This is a genomic window from Veillonella sp. (assembly GCF_032470285.1).
Classification (GTDB): Bacteria; Bacillota; Negativicutes; order Veillonellales; family Veillonellaceae; genus Veillonella.
Window position 1 is genome coordinate 23,904 of the sequence record NZ_JAWEKP010000005.1, and the last position, 17,490, is coordinate 41,393.

Below are 17,490 nucleotides of genomic sequence, written 5' to 3' on the forward strand. Positions count from 1 at the left end.
CTCCTATATAAAAGACATATATAGTTAGGTATGCAAAAATGGGTATCGAACAAAATGATCGATACCCATATTAAGTATTAGCGTGCTTCCTACGCGGGCATGATCCCGATCAGGTATAAAGGTCAGGTGCTCGCAGCCCTTTCTCAGCCTATATAATAGGCTCCCTTGCATACTCACTATATAATTATGCTATTAATATTACTACTTTATTCAGATTTGTCAAATGATTATTCCGACACTTTTACGTCTATTATTTATTTCTCAGCCTTATCTTGGTCTTTGCTATCATCGGAATCTGCTTTTTCAGAGATTACAATATGACCATCCTTAACATCGGCAAGCAAGTGTTTAGCATCGATGTGATCCAAGTAGAAATCAGTTACATTATCGCGGATTTCAGATTCGATAACACGACGTAATGGACGAGCGCCCATAGTTTTGTCATACCCTTGTTCCATCAACAATTCTTTAGCTGCATCTGTTACATCAAGAGTGATATCTTTTTTAGCTAAAGTTTTATTCACTTGATCAAGCATCAAATCTACAATTTTTTTCAAATCTTCTTTGCTCAATTGATTGAACTCGATAACTGCGTTGAAGCGATTCAAGAACTCTGGACGGAAGAATGGAGCGATGCGTTCCATTACATCTACTTTATTTTCATCATCATTGTCATTACCATAACCAAAACCCGCATTGGATGTAGCGATGATAACGGTATTTTTAAAGTTTACTGTGTTACCTTGACCATCTGTTAAGCGACCATCGTCCAATACTTGTAAAAGTAATGTAATAACTTGAGGGTCTGCTTTTTCGATTTCATCGAATAATACGATGGAATAAGGATTACGACGTACGCGTTCAGTCAATGTGTTAGAGTTATCTTCATAACCAACATAACCAGCTGTAGCACCGATTAATTTAGATACGGCTGTGCGATCACTATATTCGGACATATCCAAGCGAATGATTGCATCTTTGTTACCAAACATATCTAGAGCTAATTGTTTAGCTAATTCTGTTTTACCAACGCCAGTAGGACCTACGAATAAGAAGCTACCGATTGGACGGTTGCCTTCGTCAAAGCCTGCACGGTTACGACGAATTGCTTTAGATACAGCTTCTACTGCTTTATCTTGACCAATTACATGAGCTTCTAAACGAGATTTCATGTCTTTCAAGCGCTCGATATCGGATGCCCCCATTTGAGATACAGGAATACCAGTCATTCTTTCAACGGCTTCTGCTACATCGTTAACCTTAGCCACTACCTTTTGATTTTCTGTATGGTTATCAAGCTCTGCTTGTAACTTTTGAATACGCATTTTTTCATTAATCGCAGATTCATAGTCTTCTTTTTGAGCATATTCCTCTTGTTTTGCTTTAGCATCAGCAATATCTGCTTCCAATGTTTTAATATCTGTTACAGGATGTTGAGATGCCAAGTGAGCTGCTGTTACATCGATTAAATCAATAGCTTTATCAGGCAAGCTACGTTGTGGAATATACTGTACGGAATAATCTACAGCTGCTTTCAACACCGCATCTGGCAATTCAATATTATGATGCGCTTCGTACAATGGACGAATGCCTTGTAAGATTTTGAAAGTATCCTCTGCAGATGGCGCGTTTACCTTTACCTCATTAAAACGACGAGCGAGAGCCGCGTTTTTCATGATTGTATTACGGTATTCATCTTGTGTTGTAGCACCAATAACAGTCATTTCACCACGAGACAAAGCAGGTTTTAAGATATCTGCCAAGCCTTTGGAGCCTTGACCATCACCGGTAGAACCAGCACCCAAAATTTGGTGGATTTCGTCGAAGAACAAGATAATATTGCCAGCGGCTTTTACCTCTTTAATAAGGTTTTGAATGTTTTCTTCAAAGGAACCACGGTATTGAGTACCAGCTTCCAATCCGGAAATATCGATGGAAATGATTTCTTTATTTTTAATAGCTGCTGGAACATCACCATTTACAATAGCTTGTGCCAAGCCTTCTACTACTGCAGTTTTACCAACACCAGCATCACCTACAAGTACTGGATTGTTTTTAGTACGACGCGCTAAGATTTCTGCTGTTTCTTGGATTTCTTTATTACGACCAATGACAGGATCGAGTTTACCATCACGAGCTTGTTGAGTTAAGTTTGTCCCCAAACGAGCAAGGATTCCATCTTGTTTAATTTTACCTTGTTGCGCAGCTTGGGCAGCTTGCATTTCTTCATTAGATGGTAAACGACCAGTTTGACGATAAAACGCAAACTCTTCTGGAGTTACTTCGCGACCGTTAATCTTATAACTACGTCGTTCCGTGGAATAACCACCCATATTACCCATCAATTGATTAAATAAATCATTCATGCTAGAAAATTCATTACCAAAGTTGTTAAAGTTGTTGTTCATATAAATTACCTCACTTTTTTAACTACAAGTATATCAGTTTGACTTTTTAAGTCTGTTTAATTTCTTGCTTTATTTCTAGGTTTCTTCAACCTTATATCATTATAATAATCTGATTAAGTCAAAAAGTCAATAGGTCAAAGTAAATTTTTTGACTTTTTTTGACTTTTATTTTGACTAATTTGATTTATGTACCAAGAATGCAGATAAATACTGGGTTTATAGTGGGTAATTAATTTTGAACTTTTGAATTATTTCTTATAAATCAATGACTTTCTCATTGCTTTAAACCTTTAATTCTTTAATTTTCTCATTAATTTTTCGTTTTTTTAATTGTAGTTTTGATATTTCCTGATTTATATTACTTATCTTCTTATAAAAACAACAGTTAACTAGTTTTTGACTTAATCTATTATACCAATCAATATATGACAAATGCTTATTTAGTAATGCTCCGCCAATAGGTATTAAAGTAGAAACAGTTACCTGAATTGCCATATAATTGTCAACTCCTATAGACAGTCTAATATATTCATTATTCCGATAAAACAATCCCATTATTCCAAATATCATCACCCCTATAATTAATAATATAATAAAATCTAAAAACATACTAATCCTTAGACAACAGCTTTCTAAAGATGCCCTCCTTTTCTCCAGATCATTTAATTTATCTGTGACTTCTTCTAACTGATCATGTAAATCATCAATTCGTTGCTTTTTTAACATCTTAATTTCATTATCTTTACTAAATAAATCTTCAGAGTGCTTTTCAATAAGAGAATCTTTTTTATTAATATACTCTTTTATTTCTATATTTTCGCGTTTTATCTCTGCTAACTCTCGCTCATTTTCTACATATCGTGCTTGTAACTCTTCAATCGACTCTTCTTTAATCAAAAATAAAATATCATCCACGTTGATACTATCTATTTCATCGGGGGTCTTATAATTTTCCTTTAATGCAACAATATAACGCTTAACACCTGCTTCATCTAAATCACCACTATCAAAGCGGCTTTTTACCTTTCTATATTGTTCAGCAATAGACTCATCTAACTCAGTAGATAAAGCCAATTGTGACTTTATCCATATATCCATACTAGAAGGAATATCGTTACCCCCAAAGCCCTTATTAAGGTCAAACCATAAACGCCTAGTAATAGCCCCCATCGTAAAAGCTAGTGGCATCTTATTTTTTGAAGGTTCTTGTGAGCAAATTCGTTGACTTAAACTCAATATCTTTCGAGTTTCTGTAAGTAATATAAATTTTGCTTTTTTAAATCTGTCGTCTCCGATCCTCTACGAAGTAGACTTATATTATTTAGATGCTCTATATATCTATAAGGAATCTGCTGTTGTTCTAACTCTCGTCCTAAATTTATATCAATAGCATTGTATTCCGTTAATTCTGAATTTGTTACATTAGATATATCTATTTCCGTAATACCATATTGACTTAGCATTTCAAAGAAATCACTCTGCTTTTCAATAATGTCTGCCTCTTCATTACATCCCAATAAAATATAATTCATGGCCGCTTGTTCTACAGTAGGATACGAATGATTCTTTAATTTTTTTATTGCAGCATAAAAAAAAGCTTGTATATCCGTTTTGGTATCAGGAAAATATGCTAGTTTTATTACATATTTTTTAGCCTTTTTGTTCATCTCGTTTATTAATTTAACTAAATCCTCAATCAACTTCTTGAATACATGCCCATTATACCCTGCTAAATAAAACAAAATTTCTTGTTCCAAACAAATGACTATTGGTTCTGACCATATCATACTATTAGATATATCAGCATTATAGTTTAATCCTGTATATAAAATACAACCCTCAGATAAAAGTTCAATATATCGCCTTACTTCATCATCATCTTTATTTTTCAAAATAAATGCACTTATATACTTAGAATAGTTATTCTTTCTATCATCATTAATAATAAAATCAGCAAATGCCTTAATAACACTATTTTGATCTACCGTATGTTCATGTTCTAAGATGAATGTATTTAATCGAGAGATTACAACTTCGCCAAGTCTTTTTGCTTCATCAAAATACTTAATAATATGAGTATCTTTTTTATTAGTAATCGTATCAGCGCTATAGTAAACTTGATGTGAAAGAGTTAGTAATTCACTTTTATTAAGACAAGTCTTAATAACGGCCTCAGGAAAATCAAATTCGAATTCATCTTTTAAAGCTTTTTGTATCTCTTCAGCACGAAAGGACTGCCAATTACGTTGTACTATAATATATTCTATAAATTTTGTAATAATTGAAAAAATCTCATTAGTATTACTCTTAAATAACTGTCTAAAAGTAACATATGATGCTAACGCATTTTTATTATCACTCATCATTCCCCACCTATATATCTTACCTACATATCTATAAATTAGTTAATTTAGTAATAAATAAGAGACCCCTCCTCTTACAAAAAATCCAATATAACTAGCCCTCAGCTCTAACTTTCACTTATCTAAAAAAAATATTCTATCCCATTACAACAAGCAACTCCTATTAATATAAAAACCTTTTTCTATATCATATTTTAAGGTCGAAAAAACTATCTTCATCCCCATTTTCCTACACACAGTAATCAGCTCAATAAAATCATTACTTTCCTCATTAAGAAAAAGTCTATTACATAAAGGGTTTAAGCTCACAAACCAGTAATAAACATTATGACCTTCTTCTAATAAGAGTTTAATTTTTTGTAGTTGAGCGATTACTCTCTCCATCTTAACATTTGGATAACTAGCAACTTTATCTTCAGATAATATTGTCTTACCTTCAATAATTATATCTTGACTAGATATATACAAATCAGCTCTATAACCATTCCCTAAAGTTTTTTCATAAGAAATCTCGCCTTTTAAATTCTCAAATTTTCTTTGTCTTCTTAAATAATCTCCAATTATAACATTTATTGCTTGCAATTCTAATAAGATAGGACCTCTCTCTTTTTTTACGGCATAAAGCATATATTTAAATTTACTTTTTTTCTTAATAGATTTTAACCATACTTCTTCCCCATTTAAATTGATAAGTTGTCCTAACTTACAATTACTGGCAATATAACAGTCTTCTATTTTATTATTTACTTTCACTGTACCAGAAAATCGAAATTTTCCTTCCTTAATAAACTCTCCAATAATCAAGTTTCTGTTAAAATTTATATTATCCACACTCATATAAAATATACTCCATTAAATTATATACATTTTGAAACAATAATAAACCCTCATATATATCTTGACATTATTCCGAGAAAAGAATAATATTAGCTTATTAAAATTATCTAAGGAGTTTATCTATGAGTTATATGACTATAAAGAAAGCTGCAGAACTTTGGTCTATAAGCGAACGCCGTTTAACCAAACTATGCAACGAAAATAGAATCCCAGGCGCACAAAAATTTGGATGGAGTTGGGCCATTCCAGAAGATGCAGAAAAGCCCTACGATGGCAGGCGAAAAAAAATATCTCAAAGAAATAAAGATTCACATTCAAAAGAATCAGAAAAACTAATCGCCCCAATAATAGAGAGAAAATGGGCTATGCCTAATAAAAACACATTTTCTATAAAACCTATAAAAGAATTAATATTTGATGAACTAACTGAAGGAATTTGGATTGATCCATTTGCCAACTCTAATAAGCTAGCAACCATAACTAATGACTTAAATGTTGAATACGATACAGATTATCATATGGATGCTTTAGATTTTTTAAAATTATTTCCTGATAATTCCATAGATGGAATTTTATATGATCCACCATACTCTCCCCGGCAAGTAAGTGAATGTTACAATAATGTGGGATTAAGTGTAACTTGGGATACAACAAAATCCTCCTTCTGGTCCAATCATAAGAGAGAAATTTCACGTATATTAAAATTAAATGGAAAAGTTATAACATTCGGTTGGAATAGTGGTGGCATTGGCGCCTCAAATGGTTTTACTATAAAACGCATATTATTAGTTCCACATGGAGGCTGGCATAACGACACAATTTGTACTGTAGAAGTAAAAACTAGTACAGCAAAGCTATCACCTAAGAAATTAAAGGAAAAGGATTTAACCCCTGTGAAAAATACACCTAAACACACAAAGGAAGACTGTTTACTAATTCAATGGTTGAAGGAGTTACCAGAAAATTTTTGGGACTTTAAAAACGAAGATACAAATGCTTTCACGCATGGATTACATACATATCCCGCTACAATGATTTATCCTATCAGTAGAAATATCATATCGAAGGTAAAAGAGATATATCCTATTAACTCGTTACTCGATCCCTTTAGCGGCTCTGGGACTGTCCCAGTAGAAGGTGTATTGGCAGGAATTCCTAACATTTATGCTACAGATATGAATCCTTTAGCTATTTTATTAACAGAAGTCAAATCAAATGCTTTATCTCCAAAGAAACTCAGCCAAGACTTTAAAGTTTTACAAGAATCTATTAACTCTAATTATAAATATCATAATGAAATACTTGATACTATTGATGATTTTATACTATCCCAAAACTTAGATATAACCGACAAAAAAACTTGGGGTGAAAATGCTCCAGCCTATATAAAGCAATTTTTACAACAAAAACGTTCAACACTAAATGTACCAAACTTTAAAAATATAGGTTATTGGTTCAAACCTAATATACTATTAGAGTTATCACTAATTGCTCAAGAAATACAAAAAGTTAACAATATAGAATTCAAAAAATTCTATATTGTTGCCTTTAGCGAACTACTAAGATTAGTCTCTAATAGAAGAAATGGCGAATTTAAAATGTATCGAATGCCCGTAGAGAAAATAATAACTTTCAATCCAAATGTTCTCGATACTTTTTATTCAATTTTACTAAAAAACATCAAGAAAATGGAGGAGTTTTATACCCAAACAAAAACCTTATCCCCCTCTAATTCACATATCAAACTAGATAATGCTAAAGAGTTAATAAGTGTTCCTGATAATAGTATAGATTTACTAATAACTTCTCCACCATATGGAGATAGCCGTACTACAGTAGCTTATGGTCAATTTAGTCGTCTTACACTACAATGGAATGATTTTTTAGAAAATAAAGACGATATTAGTAACGAAAGCATGAAACTAGATAATAAACTTATGGGGGGTATTAAATATAGAAACGGATATGCTTATGAGTTATCTAGTCCAACTTTAAAAACGGCTTTAAATAATATTGTTTCTAAAGATTTAGAACGTTCTGGAGATGTATTTAGCTTCTATAAAGATTTAGATATGTGCTTAGAAGCAACCTCAAAAAAATCCAAGAAGGGAACCTATCAATTTTGGGTAGTTGGTAATAGAACCGTCAAAGAGGTTTATTTAGAAACTGATAAAATTTTAGCGGAATTAGCGCAAGCTCATAATCTACAATACATTACGACATTTACTCGTAATATTCACAACAAAGTAATGCCTTCAAAAAATTCTCCATCTAACAAAGCTGGAGCAACTATTTCAACAATGCTAAATGAATATATTGTTATACTAAAAAAGCTGTAGGAATCCTACAGCTTTTTGCTATCCAATAACTCACTTTGGAACATTAGAGGAAAATCCTTAGTCGCTAGTCTAAATGCAGTGCCATGATCATGAATACGCCCATCCGAATATTGGCCTATTCTAATATCTACTTTTATTATTCCTTGTTCTAGAAAGTTAATCATAGAATCATAGTCAAATCCAGACAATAAATACGCTTCAAGATACTTAAATTCTTCTTTATCTCCAGTGCCTCTGCTATCTGATTTTACATAAACTAATTTATTCTTATACTTTTTATTAAAAGCTTTTTCTAAATTATCTTTACTCCAATAAATATCTTCTATTCTATCATTTGATTGAATGGAGATTTTTTCTTCATCACAATGAAGCTTTAATTGAACTCCCGACCCTTCAATATTTGTAAATCTATCCGCAGATAAAGTTGCATGAAGTACTTTCTTACCATTATCATATTTATCACTACTATAGCCAAACTTATCTAATAATACCCTATTAGATCTAGCTGGTTCTGGCGCTTTAGTAAACATTGTTAACATACTATTATTATTTTTTCGAGCAGCTTTTAATTCGTACTCACCAAAATCGGGTTCATCAAGATTGTTTTCTGGTATTTCCAATAAATCTTCCAAGGTTTTTCCAACACCAGTAGGACCACTTCTATGCGTTTGCACCCAATTTAATAATTTTACTTCATCAAAAGCATCAATAAAATCTTCTAAATCTTCAATCATCTTTACGCTCCCTTAACAAATCAATTACAGGAATCCCTAACGCATTAGCAATTCTATCTATATTATCTATTGATATATTCCGTAGTCCCCGTTCTACGGAACTAATATAGGTGCGATGCAATCCCGCTTTAGCTGCCAATGCTTCTTGAGAAATATCTGCTTTTAATCGATAATATTTCAGATTAGCCCTAAAAATATCTCTTAATAACATTATTTCTACCTCCTAAGATTATTTTCTAAAAATGCACTCTTTATGTCTACAGACAATAAGTTTCATTCTATGCACCATTTCAAAATCAAATTTAAAATAGCTATATTATATTCAATATTAAATAATTACTAATAAAACTACTAAAGTTTATAAAAAAACGGATAGCTCATTATGAACTATCCGCTTATTTCTTTGGTGATCCAGGAGGGATTCGAACCCCCGACCCACGGCTTAGAAGGCCGTTGCTCTATCCAACTGAGCTACTGAACCATGTGGATTACCTATATATGTAATTATCTATTATAGTATAAATTATGTACTATGTATCGTCAACTACACCCTATCTTAGTATACCCTAAAAAAGGCAAAAAAAAATGGAGCGGGTGAAGGGAATCGAACCCTCGCGACCAGCTTGGAAGGCTGGGGCTCTACCATTGAGCTACACCCGCAAATAAAAAATGGTCGGAGCAGCAGGATTCGAACCTGCGACCCCCTGGTCCCAAGCCAGGTGCGCTACCAAACTGCGCTATGCCCCGTCATTAATTACTTTGCTATTATAGCAAACCCGGTAGTTGATGTCAACCACTACTCTTGCTGAGTTCTTACTCTCTCGAGTATCGCTCTGCAACGAAAATTATTATATCATTGATAGAAACTAGTGACAAGTACTTTTTTACAACTTCATTAATTTTTTTACTTATACATTAATACATTCTTTAATATTTATCTATCCTTACTTCTATTATCCTATACGCCTACGCCTCCATATCATTTTAATCTATAAATTATTCGCCCTAATAGTATAAAGCCAATCATATGCTTAATTAAGCATATAAAAACATGCACCCCTTTCGAGGTGCATGTTGTATTGTTCTATAGTTATATAAGATTTTAAAATGCTAGTAAAGCAAATAGATTAACCTTCGTAGCTACCATCTTCTACTACTTGAGGATTTTTTGCGATACCTTGTTTTACAGCAACTTCAGCAACTGCTTTAGCAACTGCTGGAGCTACACGAGGATCGAATACGGATGGCATTACGTTTTCTTCGTTCAATTCGCTATCAGGAATCAAGTGAGCCAAAGCGTCAGCAGCAGCTAATTTCATTTCGTCAGTGATTTGAGCCGCACGAACGTCGATAGCGCCGCGGAATACGCCAGGGAATACTGCTACGTTGTTGATTTGGTTAGGAGCGTCGGAACGACCTGTACCAGCAACGCGGATACCAGCAGCTTTCATATCAGCATATGTAGCTTCTGGGTTAGGGTTAGCCATTGCAAATACGATTGCATCGTCAGCCAAGTTTTCCAAAATTTCTTTTGTGAAAGCACCTGCTGCAGATACACCAAGAAGAATGTCGGCGCCTTTAGCATTTTCAGCCAAGTTGCCATGTTTTTCTTCAAGTTTGAGCAAATCAATCAATTCAGCTTGCAAAGAGTCAAGTCGTTTGTAGTCTTTGTGCAATACGCCAGAGGATACCAACAATGTGATATCACGAGCACCTGCAAGGTACAATAAGCGAGCAATGTTTGCACCAGCAGCACCAGCACCGTTTACAACGATTTTAGCAGTAGCTAAATCTTTTTTAACTAAACGAAGAGCACCTTTTACACCAGCTAAACATGCAATTGCAGTACCGTGTTGGTCATCATGGAATACAGGAATTTCCAATTCTTCTTTCAAACGATTTTCAACTTCATAGCATTTAGGAGAGGAAATATCTTCTAAATTAATACCAGCAAAGTTTTTTTGCAATAATTTTACTGTATTGATCAATGTATCAGCATCTTTTGTATCTACAACCAATGGAATGCAGTCTACATCACCGAATTTTTTGAACAATAAGGATTTACCTTCCATTACTGGCAATGCTGCTGCAGCGCCAATATCACCAAGACCAAGTACACGAGTACCGTCAGATACAACGGCAACCATGTTGGAACGGCAAGTTAATTCGAAGGATTCTGCTTCATTATCTTTAATACGCAAACATGGTTCTGCTACACCTGGTGTGTAAGCTACAGATAAATCATGAGCGTCTTTTAATTCATATTTAGTTCCTACAGTAAGGAAACCTTTTAATTCACGTTTTTTTTGTACAGCTAATTCACGTACGTCCATAACAATTCTCCTTTGTGGATACACTCGGACTCTTTAGAGTCGGTAATTTATACCTTTAACTAATTGTATTATACAAAATGCTAAATCATAATTCAAGTTTTTTCGATATAGTTTTTCGAAATTTTTAAAAACTACTATCATTAAGCTCCAGTAGTAATAAAGATTAAGCTCTAATAGTTATAAAGTAAATTATAAAAAAGTAGATAAACCATATAAGGCTTATCTACTTCAAATCTATCTTCGTATTATACGCTAAAAGCTGTCACAACAATGTTATAAAAGCGGTCTTTAAGCTTTCACAGATGGCAAATTACGTCCATAAAAGATTTCCATCATTTCTTGTTTTAATTGATGTTTAATTTGCTTGATTTCACGATCGCTCAACTCAGCTTCAGTGATGCCAAAGAGATAATTATCTAAATCAAATTCTTTTAACATCATCTTTGTATGGAAAATATTTTCTTGATATACATTTACATCAATCATGTTGTACATGTTGCGAGTTTTTGCACTAATGTAATTTTGAATGGAATTGATACGATGATCGATATAAATTTTCTTACCAGATACGTCACGAGTAAAACCACGCACATGATAATCCAAGGTAAGAATATCAGAGTCAAAACTTTGAATTAAATAATTCAGTGCATTTAGCGGTGAGATTTGTCCACATGTAGAAACTTCAATGTCGGCACGGAATGTACTAATCCCTTTGTGCGGATGGCTTTCAGGATAAGTATGTACAGTAAGATGCGATTTATCTAGATGCATAACTACATCTTCTTTTTCAATTTCCTCTTCAGAAATCAAAATCGTAACAGATGCACCTTGAGGATCATAATCTTGTTTCGCTACATTAAGGATGTTAGCGCCAATAATATGGCTAACTTCCGTCAAAATAGCCGTTAAACGATCCGCATTGTATACTTCATCAATGTACTGAATGTATTGTTTTTTCTCTTCTTCCGTACGAGTATAACAAATATCATAAATATTAAAACTCAATGTCTTTGTGAGATTGTTAAAACCATATAACTTCATTTTAGGCTTTGCTTTAACTGGTGTATCCATGATATGTCATAACCCTTTCCATGCATAGACTTACTATTTCTTTTGAAAGTTTCGCAAACGAAGCTTTCACCATATAACTAAACAATATCTTGTTTATACACAAACTCTACATCAAACTGTCCATTATCGTAGGTAACGATGGCAAAGGTACCACCGGAGCGATCACGAGCCAAAGAAATACTGCCAGGATTTACAAATACCGCATCACGGGCACGAACCTCACCATGATGATGGCTATGACCGGACACGATGAGTCGTGCACCCATGTCAGTTCCTAACTCAATCAGTTTTTGTATTCGATTGTAATATGATACCTCATGACCATGTGTCATGTAAATATAGGTATCTTCAAGAGGAATTAATTGCTCTCGTGGTTCAAGCGGTTGCACACGGTCGTTGTTCCCACGCACAGCATATACAGGAATATCCGTATGTTCCTGCATATAGCGTGCGTCATCTCCAAAATCGCCAGCATGAAGCCACATATCGATGTCTTGATCAGCAGTAGCAGCCAAAACGAGGTCGATATCCTCTAGATACCCATGAGTGTCACTTAAAATGCCAATTCGTTTCATTGTATTTAATCTCTAATGCCACTATATTATATATTTATATGAACTATACCATATAGTTCGAAAATATCAAAGCTTGTTAATTAATTCACGTAGTGCACGGCCACGATGACTAATCGTTTCCTTCTCTTCTATACTTAACTCTGCCATAGTCTTTTTAAACTCAGGCACATAGAAGTACGGATCATAGCCAAAGCCATTCTCCCCTTTTGGCTCATCTTGAACGAGTCCATCACAATACCCTTCCGCAGTAACTTCTCGGCCATCAGGATATACAAGCGCTAAAGCGCATACATAATGACCTGTACGGTTACTTTTCCCTTGTAGTTCACGAATTAACTTCTCGTTGTTTGCATTGTCATCACCATGACGACCTGCATAACGCGCAGAATATACACCTGGTGCACCATTGAGGACATCAACCGTAATGCCAGAATCATCAGCAAGGCATGGGCGATTCGTAGCCTTCGCATAGTAACGAGCCTTCAACAGAGCATTTTCCATAAAGGTTGTACCAGTTTCCTCAGGCTCCTCAATGGAAATCACAGCTTTTACAGGTACACAATCGATAGATAAATGGGAAAAAGCCTCAGAGAACTCACGAATTTTTCCTTTATTGCCTGTAGCAAGCACAATTTGTTCCATTTTATACCTCCGGAGCTGTAGGATACTCTTTACCTACTTTATCTGCTGTCGCACCAAGTACTTCACGTTGTTTAACCATGAGCTCATCTGTAGCAGCCTCTGCTAAATCAAGTAAAGCGTTAAGCTCATCACGATTAAATGTACCGTGTTCCCCTGTACCTTGTACTTCAACCATATTACCAGAACCGGTACGGACTACATTCATATCTACAATGGCTGCACTATCCTCTTCGTAACAAAGGTCCGTAATAGGACCGTCAGGACCAATACCTACGGAGATGGCTGCACAGAAGTCAGTAATTGGAAATTTGCCAGCTCCGCCAAAGGTGAAGTCCACCGCATCAACGAGGGCTACAAAGGCGCCTGTAATAGATGCTGTTCGTGTACCACCATCCGCTTGGATCACATCGCAGTCAATAGTGATAGAACGTTCGCCAAGTGCTTCAAGGTCTACGACAGCACGCAAAGCACGACCGATAAGGCGTTGAATTTCTACAGTCCGTCCTGTTTGTTTTCCCTTTGCAGCCTCACGGCTCACGCGAGTTTGCGTAGAACGTGGCAATAATGAGTATTCCGCAGTTACCCATCCTTGCCCAGAACCTTTTAGCCAGCGTGGCACAGAATCCTCAACAGTAGCCGTACAGATAACCTTGGTCTTACCACACTCAATAAGTACAGAACCTTCAGCAAACTCTGTAAAATTCCGTGTTATTTTAGTAGGTCGCAATTGACCCGCTGTTCTATTATCACTGCGCATAGGAACCTCACCATTCTAAAACTAAATATTAGAACGCCCCTTACACAAAGGGGCGTTATTACTTATATTATATCACAATTTTACTATTTTTTAGCATTACGAATTATATTGTAATTCGCGATTCTAACATGATAACTGGCGTTATCATTTACGGAGATTAACATTATAGTTCATATTGGCCGTTGCCGAGTGGATCCACCACAACATAACGGCTAGCTCCCCCTTCTGCTTTGGCTCGTTTTGCTTCTACAATAGCATCTTGACGCGTTCCTTCATCTGCTTGCCAAGGGATGAACATAGCATATACGCTTTGCGGTCCATACGGTCCATATTGTCCTCGTGAAAGTACACTATACCAGCCTACCTTGTCTTCGTACATGCGCACCCTTTCAAGGCGCTCCTCTTGTACGCCCGTTTCATCGTAATACACATTGTAACGATTTGACCAAATATCACCTACACTAGCACGTTCTTCTTCTGCTATACGATATCGATTAGCCCATTGTACCTTCCACTTAGCGATAAGCTCATCTATATAATTTGTTACACTTTGACTTTGCTTATATTTAACAGGGTCAAAGGCAGGTTCTACGACCTTACTGTAATCAAGGCCTGCCATGGATAAAATGATACCTGTATTCACGTATGGTAATGCTTCCTGTACGGAATAGCCTCCTTCTAAGACTGCTATATCTGCTTGTAATAAATCGACTAGCTCTGCATAGCCCTTTGCAGTTACCTGCATATTAGCCAACGGATCACTAAAGTGATTATCTTGCCCAGCCGAATTAATGACAATATCTGGATCAAACTCTTCAAGGATAGGCAATACAAGCTCACGCATGACCTTCATCAAGCCTTCGTCACCGGTACCTGGCGGTAGTGGAATATCTATATTACCACCGATGGCCTGAGGTCCACCAAATTCATCCATAAATCCTGTGCCAGGATATAAAGTACGTCCATCTTGATGGAAGCTAATATACAACGTATCAGGATCATGGTAAAACACATCTTGAGAACCATCACCATGGTGTACATCGGTATCTACTACGGCAACGCGTTTGATTCCATAAGTTTGACGTATGTGTTGAATCATAACGGCTTCAATATTAATCGTACAGAAGCCGCGAATACCATGAACCATAGCCATTGCATGGTGACCTGGTGGTCTTACTAACGCAAAAGCACGGTCTACTTCACCACGTATGACCGCATCAGCTGCCGCAATAGCACCTCCAGCAGATACACGATGGGCTTCCGTCACCCAAGACTCTAAATCTGGAGCGCCAACGTGAACTCGCTCTATTGTATCCCAATCCGCTACTATTGGATTATATTCTCTAATATTGGGTATATCTAATAAACCTTCCTCTACGATTTGATCTCGCGTATAGAGTAAACGCTCTTGTCGTTCAGGATGTGTTTCAGAAATTTTCCAGTCAAAAGCAGGGAAAAAGACAAGGCCTAAACTGTGATGATATTTAGCTTTATTAATAGTAGAGCTCGTAGCCTCATCCTGTTTAGTATCCATATTCAGAATACCATGACGCTCTCGATAGGATAGTCCTTTATTCCACATAGTGTTTCACCCCCGCCGCCAGTTGTACTTTCACAGTAATTAAACGCTCCATAGATTGCCATCCCTCTACTACAGGGAAATCCTCAATGTTAATGACCTCTATCTCTTGCACCGTATCTAAACCTAAACGTATCGCCTCTTCACTAAGAGTTTCTTTTGCTCGTTCCACAACTTGTTCCGCTCGTTTCAAAGTACAGTTTTTTTGTTTAACACCTAATTCAGGAATGACTAGCAACCGACGTTTTGTGTCTACATGAACAGTGAGTTCGATGGTAGATAAAGCTAGTGCAGCGCCTATAGCATTTGCTACGGCAGCATTCTCAGGAATCGTAACAGGTAACTCTAGATACTCCCCGATACTCGGACCTAAACTTGGTGCTGTGCCCCCTACCACAACGATATGTTCTGGTACAAATACATCAGGATTTACAATATCTGCTACCACATAAATAGGTCGTTTATTTTCTACTTTTACGACCTCGTTAATACCATGTTGAATCGTTTGCAACACTTTTTCTACGATTAGTCGTGCTACATCAGAGGCAGTCTTAATAAGAGTTAATTGATTATTTGAGGTATTTACATTTTTAGATCGTAATGTAGCCTGTATAGCATCCGCTAAATCTTGTAAAGCTCGTGATGCCAGATTAAAGTCACCATAGTTTGCATGACCGAGCACGATAAGTGCATCCCCCAAGGTAGGTTCTATACCACCTAGAGCCACTGATGGTCCCACTCGTTCAGGACCTACGGTAAGATTACCATTTTTAAGGCGAATTACAGATTCCCCACCAATACCGACGGAAGTAACGGCAAAGGATCGCACTGCACTTGGATACTCACGGATAGATACACCATTTTTTGTCATCAATGGTTTACCATGCTTCCAAAGGGATATATCCGTTGTAGTACCCCCAATATCTAGAGCCACTGTATGCTTATTACCTATAACGCCGAGAGCCGATAGTCCAAGAACTGTTGCAGCAGGGCCTGTAAAGGCAGTCTCTACTGGACGACTCACCATATGCTCCATAGGTAGAGAACCACCATCGGCCTTTAAAATGTGAAGTGGAGCCAATATATTCCGTGCACTGAGAGCATCTTCAACATTTTTCTTAAACACCGTAAATACGGGTGTCACAGCGCTATTAAAATAAGCACTAATAGTACGACGAGGGAAATTTAAAGAACCACTTAATAAACTGCCATTAGAAATTGTATGATACGTATTTTTCAATTCCTCTGTAATAGATAGTTCTTCTTGAGGATTCCGCACCCCAAATTTAGCGGACACAGCAGCCAAATCGGTACCACTACGTGCTTGAACCATGTTGGCTATACCACGTACAGCATCAGCAGGGGTACGCTCTACAACGATACCTCTATGATCTGTATAACCTTGAAGATATATAGGTTCCACGGGGAATATATCATCTACATTACGGCCTGGACCTGTAATCACATAGAGATCTACTACTTGCTCCTTCGCTTCTACGATGGTATTTGTCACCACGGTAGTAGATAAGGTTACTTGTTCAATATTTGATGTATCATAGCCCTCCAAAACCGCATCTAAGGCCTCACCTATACCATTCATTAGATTATCCTTTGTAGTCCGCCTCTTCGCAGTTGCCACTACACGATGGGCATCAATGATAACCGCATCGGTAAAAGTTCCACCTACGTCTAACCCTAGTAACATATAACCTCCTTTTAGTATTAATAAAGAATCCATACAAACTCAAAACGTAGTAAAGAAAACTCCATTTAAGCTACCATATACTCTCTATTTGATCTAATATGCAATCCCTATTCAAATCTGCGTATAGTCCATATTCAGGCTCATTAT

Annotated in this window: 14 protein-coding genes, 3 tRNA genes and 1 riboswitch; of the genes, 1 reads left to right on the top strand and 16 read right to left on the bottom strand. The window is 36.1% G+C overall.

The annotated features are described in order from the left end of the window. Positions 1-69 precede the first annotated feature (69 nt). A riboswitch (TPP riboswitch) is annotated at positions 70-177 on the bottom strand. A gap of 77 nt (positions 178-254) precedes the next feature. The 4 genes from E7B10_RS07000 to E7B10_RS07015 all read right to left on the bottom strand — a co-directional run bounded on the left by E7B10_RS07000 (position 255) and on the right by E7B10_RS07015 (position 5,608). After that, entirely contained in the window at positions 255-2,408 is a 2,154-nt protein-coding gene (locus E7B10_RS07000; protein WP_008602705.1) for an ATP-dependent Clp protease ATP-binding subunit, read from the bottom strand. Between the two features lie 282 nt (positions 2,409-2,690). After that, positions 2,691-3,596: a hypothetical protein gene (locus tag E7B10_RS07005; protein ID WP_316055551.1), complete on the bottom strand. Its 906-nt coding sequence runs from the start codon at positions 3,594-3,596 to the stop codon at positions 2,691-2,693. 44 nt (positions 3,597-3,640) lie between these two features. Further along, positions 3,641-4,771, bottom strand: a complete 1,131-nt coding sequence (locus E7B10_RS07010; protein ID WP_316055552.1) for a hypothetical protein — start codon at positions 4,769-4,771, stop codon at positions 3,641-3,643. Positions 4,772-4,915: 144 nt separating this feature from the next. Beyond that, on the bottom strand, positions 4,916-5,608 hold the full coding sequence (locus E7B10_RS07015) for a DNA/RNA nuclease SfsA (protein ID WP_004698378.1): 693 nt from the start codon (positions 5,606-5,608) through the stop codon (positions 4,916-4,918). Positions 5,609-5,730: 122 nt separating this feature from the next. Between E7B10_RS07015 and E7B10_RS07020 the strand changes: the two genes are divergently transcribed. Continuing rightward, on the top strand, positions 5,731-7,947 hold the full coding sequence (locus E7B10_RS07020; RefSeq protein ID WP_004698358.1) for a helix-turn-helix domain-containing protein: 2,217 nt from the start codon (positions 5,731-5,733) through the stop codon (positions 7,945-7,947). Between the two features lie 5 nt (positions 7,948-7,952). On the opposite strand, the gene E7B10_RS07025 is transcribed toward E7B10_RS07020, so the two are convergent. The 12 genes from E7B10_RS07025 to E7B10_RS07080 form a co-directional block, all read right to left on the bottom strand. Then, a complete protein-coding gene (locus tag E7B10_RS07025) occupies positions 7,953-8,681 on the bottom strand; it encodes an MvaI/BcnI family restriction endonuclease (RefSeq protein ID WP_004698379.1) in 729 nt (242 codons plus the stop codon). Beyond that, the gene (locus E7B10_RS07030) at positions 8,674-8,892 is read right to left on the bottom strand and encodes a helix-turn-helix domain-containing protein (RefSeq protein WP_004698325.1); all 219 of its coding nucleotides are present in this window, start codon (positions 8,890-8,892) and stop codon (positions 8,674-8,676) included. The genes E7B10_RS07025 and E7B10_RS07030 overlap by 8 nt, the downstream gene beginning before the upstream one ends. A 193-nt stretch (positions 8,893-9,085) precedes the next feature. Continuing rightward, positions 9,086-9,162: transfer RNA gene (locus E7B10_RS07035), tRNA-Arg, on the bottom strand. Between the two features lie 105 nt (positions 9,163-9,267). Further along, positions 9,268-9,341 (bottom strand) — tRNA-Gly (locus E7B10_RS07040). Between the two features lie 10 nt (positions 9,342-9,351). After that, a tRNA-Pro gene (locus E7B10_RS07045) sits at positions 9,352-9,428 on the bottom strand. A 380-nt stretch (positions 9,429-9,808) separates the two neighbouring features. Continuing rightward, complete coding sequence (locus E7B10_RS07050) at positions 9,809-11,014, bottom strand: NADP-dependent malic enzyme (protein ID WP_004698365.1); 1,206 nt, start codon at positions 11,012-11,014, stop codon at positions 9,809-9,811. A 288-nt stretch (positions 11,015-11,302) separates the two neighbouring features. Next, positions 11,303-12,085: an adenosylmethionine decarboxylase gene (speD, locus tag E7B10_RS07055; RefSeq protein WP_004698372.1), complete on the bottom strand. Its 783-nt coding sequence runs from the start codon at positions 12,083-12,085 to the stop codon at positions 11,303-11,305. A 77-nt stretch (positions 12,086-12,162) separates the two neighbouring features. After that, a complete protein-coding gene (locus E7B10_RS07060; RefSeq protein ID WP_004693585.1) occupies positions 12,163-12,660 on the bottom strand; it encodes a metallophosphoesterase in 498 nt (165 codons plus the stop codon). Positions 12,661-12,726: 66 nt separating this feature from the next. Continuing rightward, positions 12,727-13,302 (bottom strand): XTP/dITP diphosphatase, encoded by a 576-nt coding sequence (locus tag E7B10_RS07065; protein WP_004693587.1) that lies wholly within the window; start codon positions 13,300-13,302, stop codon positions 12,727-12,729. 1 nt (position 13,303) lies between these two features. After that, positions 13,304-14,059 (bottom strand): ribonuclease PH, encoded by a 756-nt coding sequence (gene rph / locus E7B10_RS07070; protein WP_316055553.1) that lies wholly within the window; start codon positions 14,057-14,059, stop codon positions 13,304-13,306. Between the two features lie 163 nt (positions 14,060-14,222). Further along, positions 14,223-15,641 (bottom strand): histone deacetylase, encoded by a 1,419-nt coding sequence (locus E7B10_RS07075; protein WP_287510927.1) that lies wholly within the window; start codon positions 15,639-15,641, stop codon positions 14,223-14,225. Next, a complete protein-coding gene (locus E7B10_RS07080; protein ID WP_287510924.1) occupies positions 15,631-17,343 on the bottom strand; it encodes a hydantoinase/oxoprolinase family protein in 1,713 nt (570 codons plus the stop codon). Before E7B10_RS07080 ends, E7B10_RS07075 begins: the two co-directional genes overlap by 11 nt. Positions 17,344-17,490: the final 147 nt, after the last annotated feature.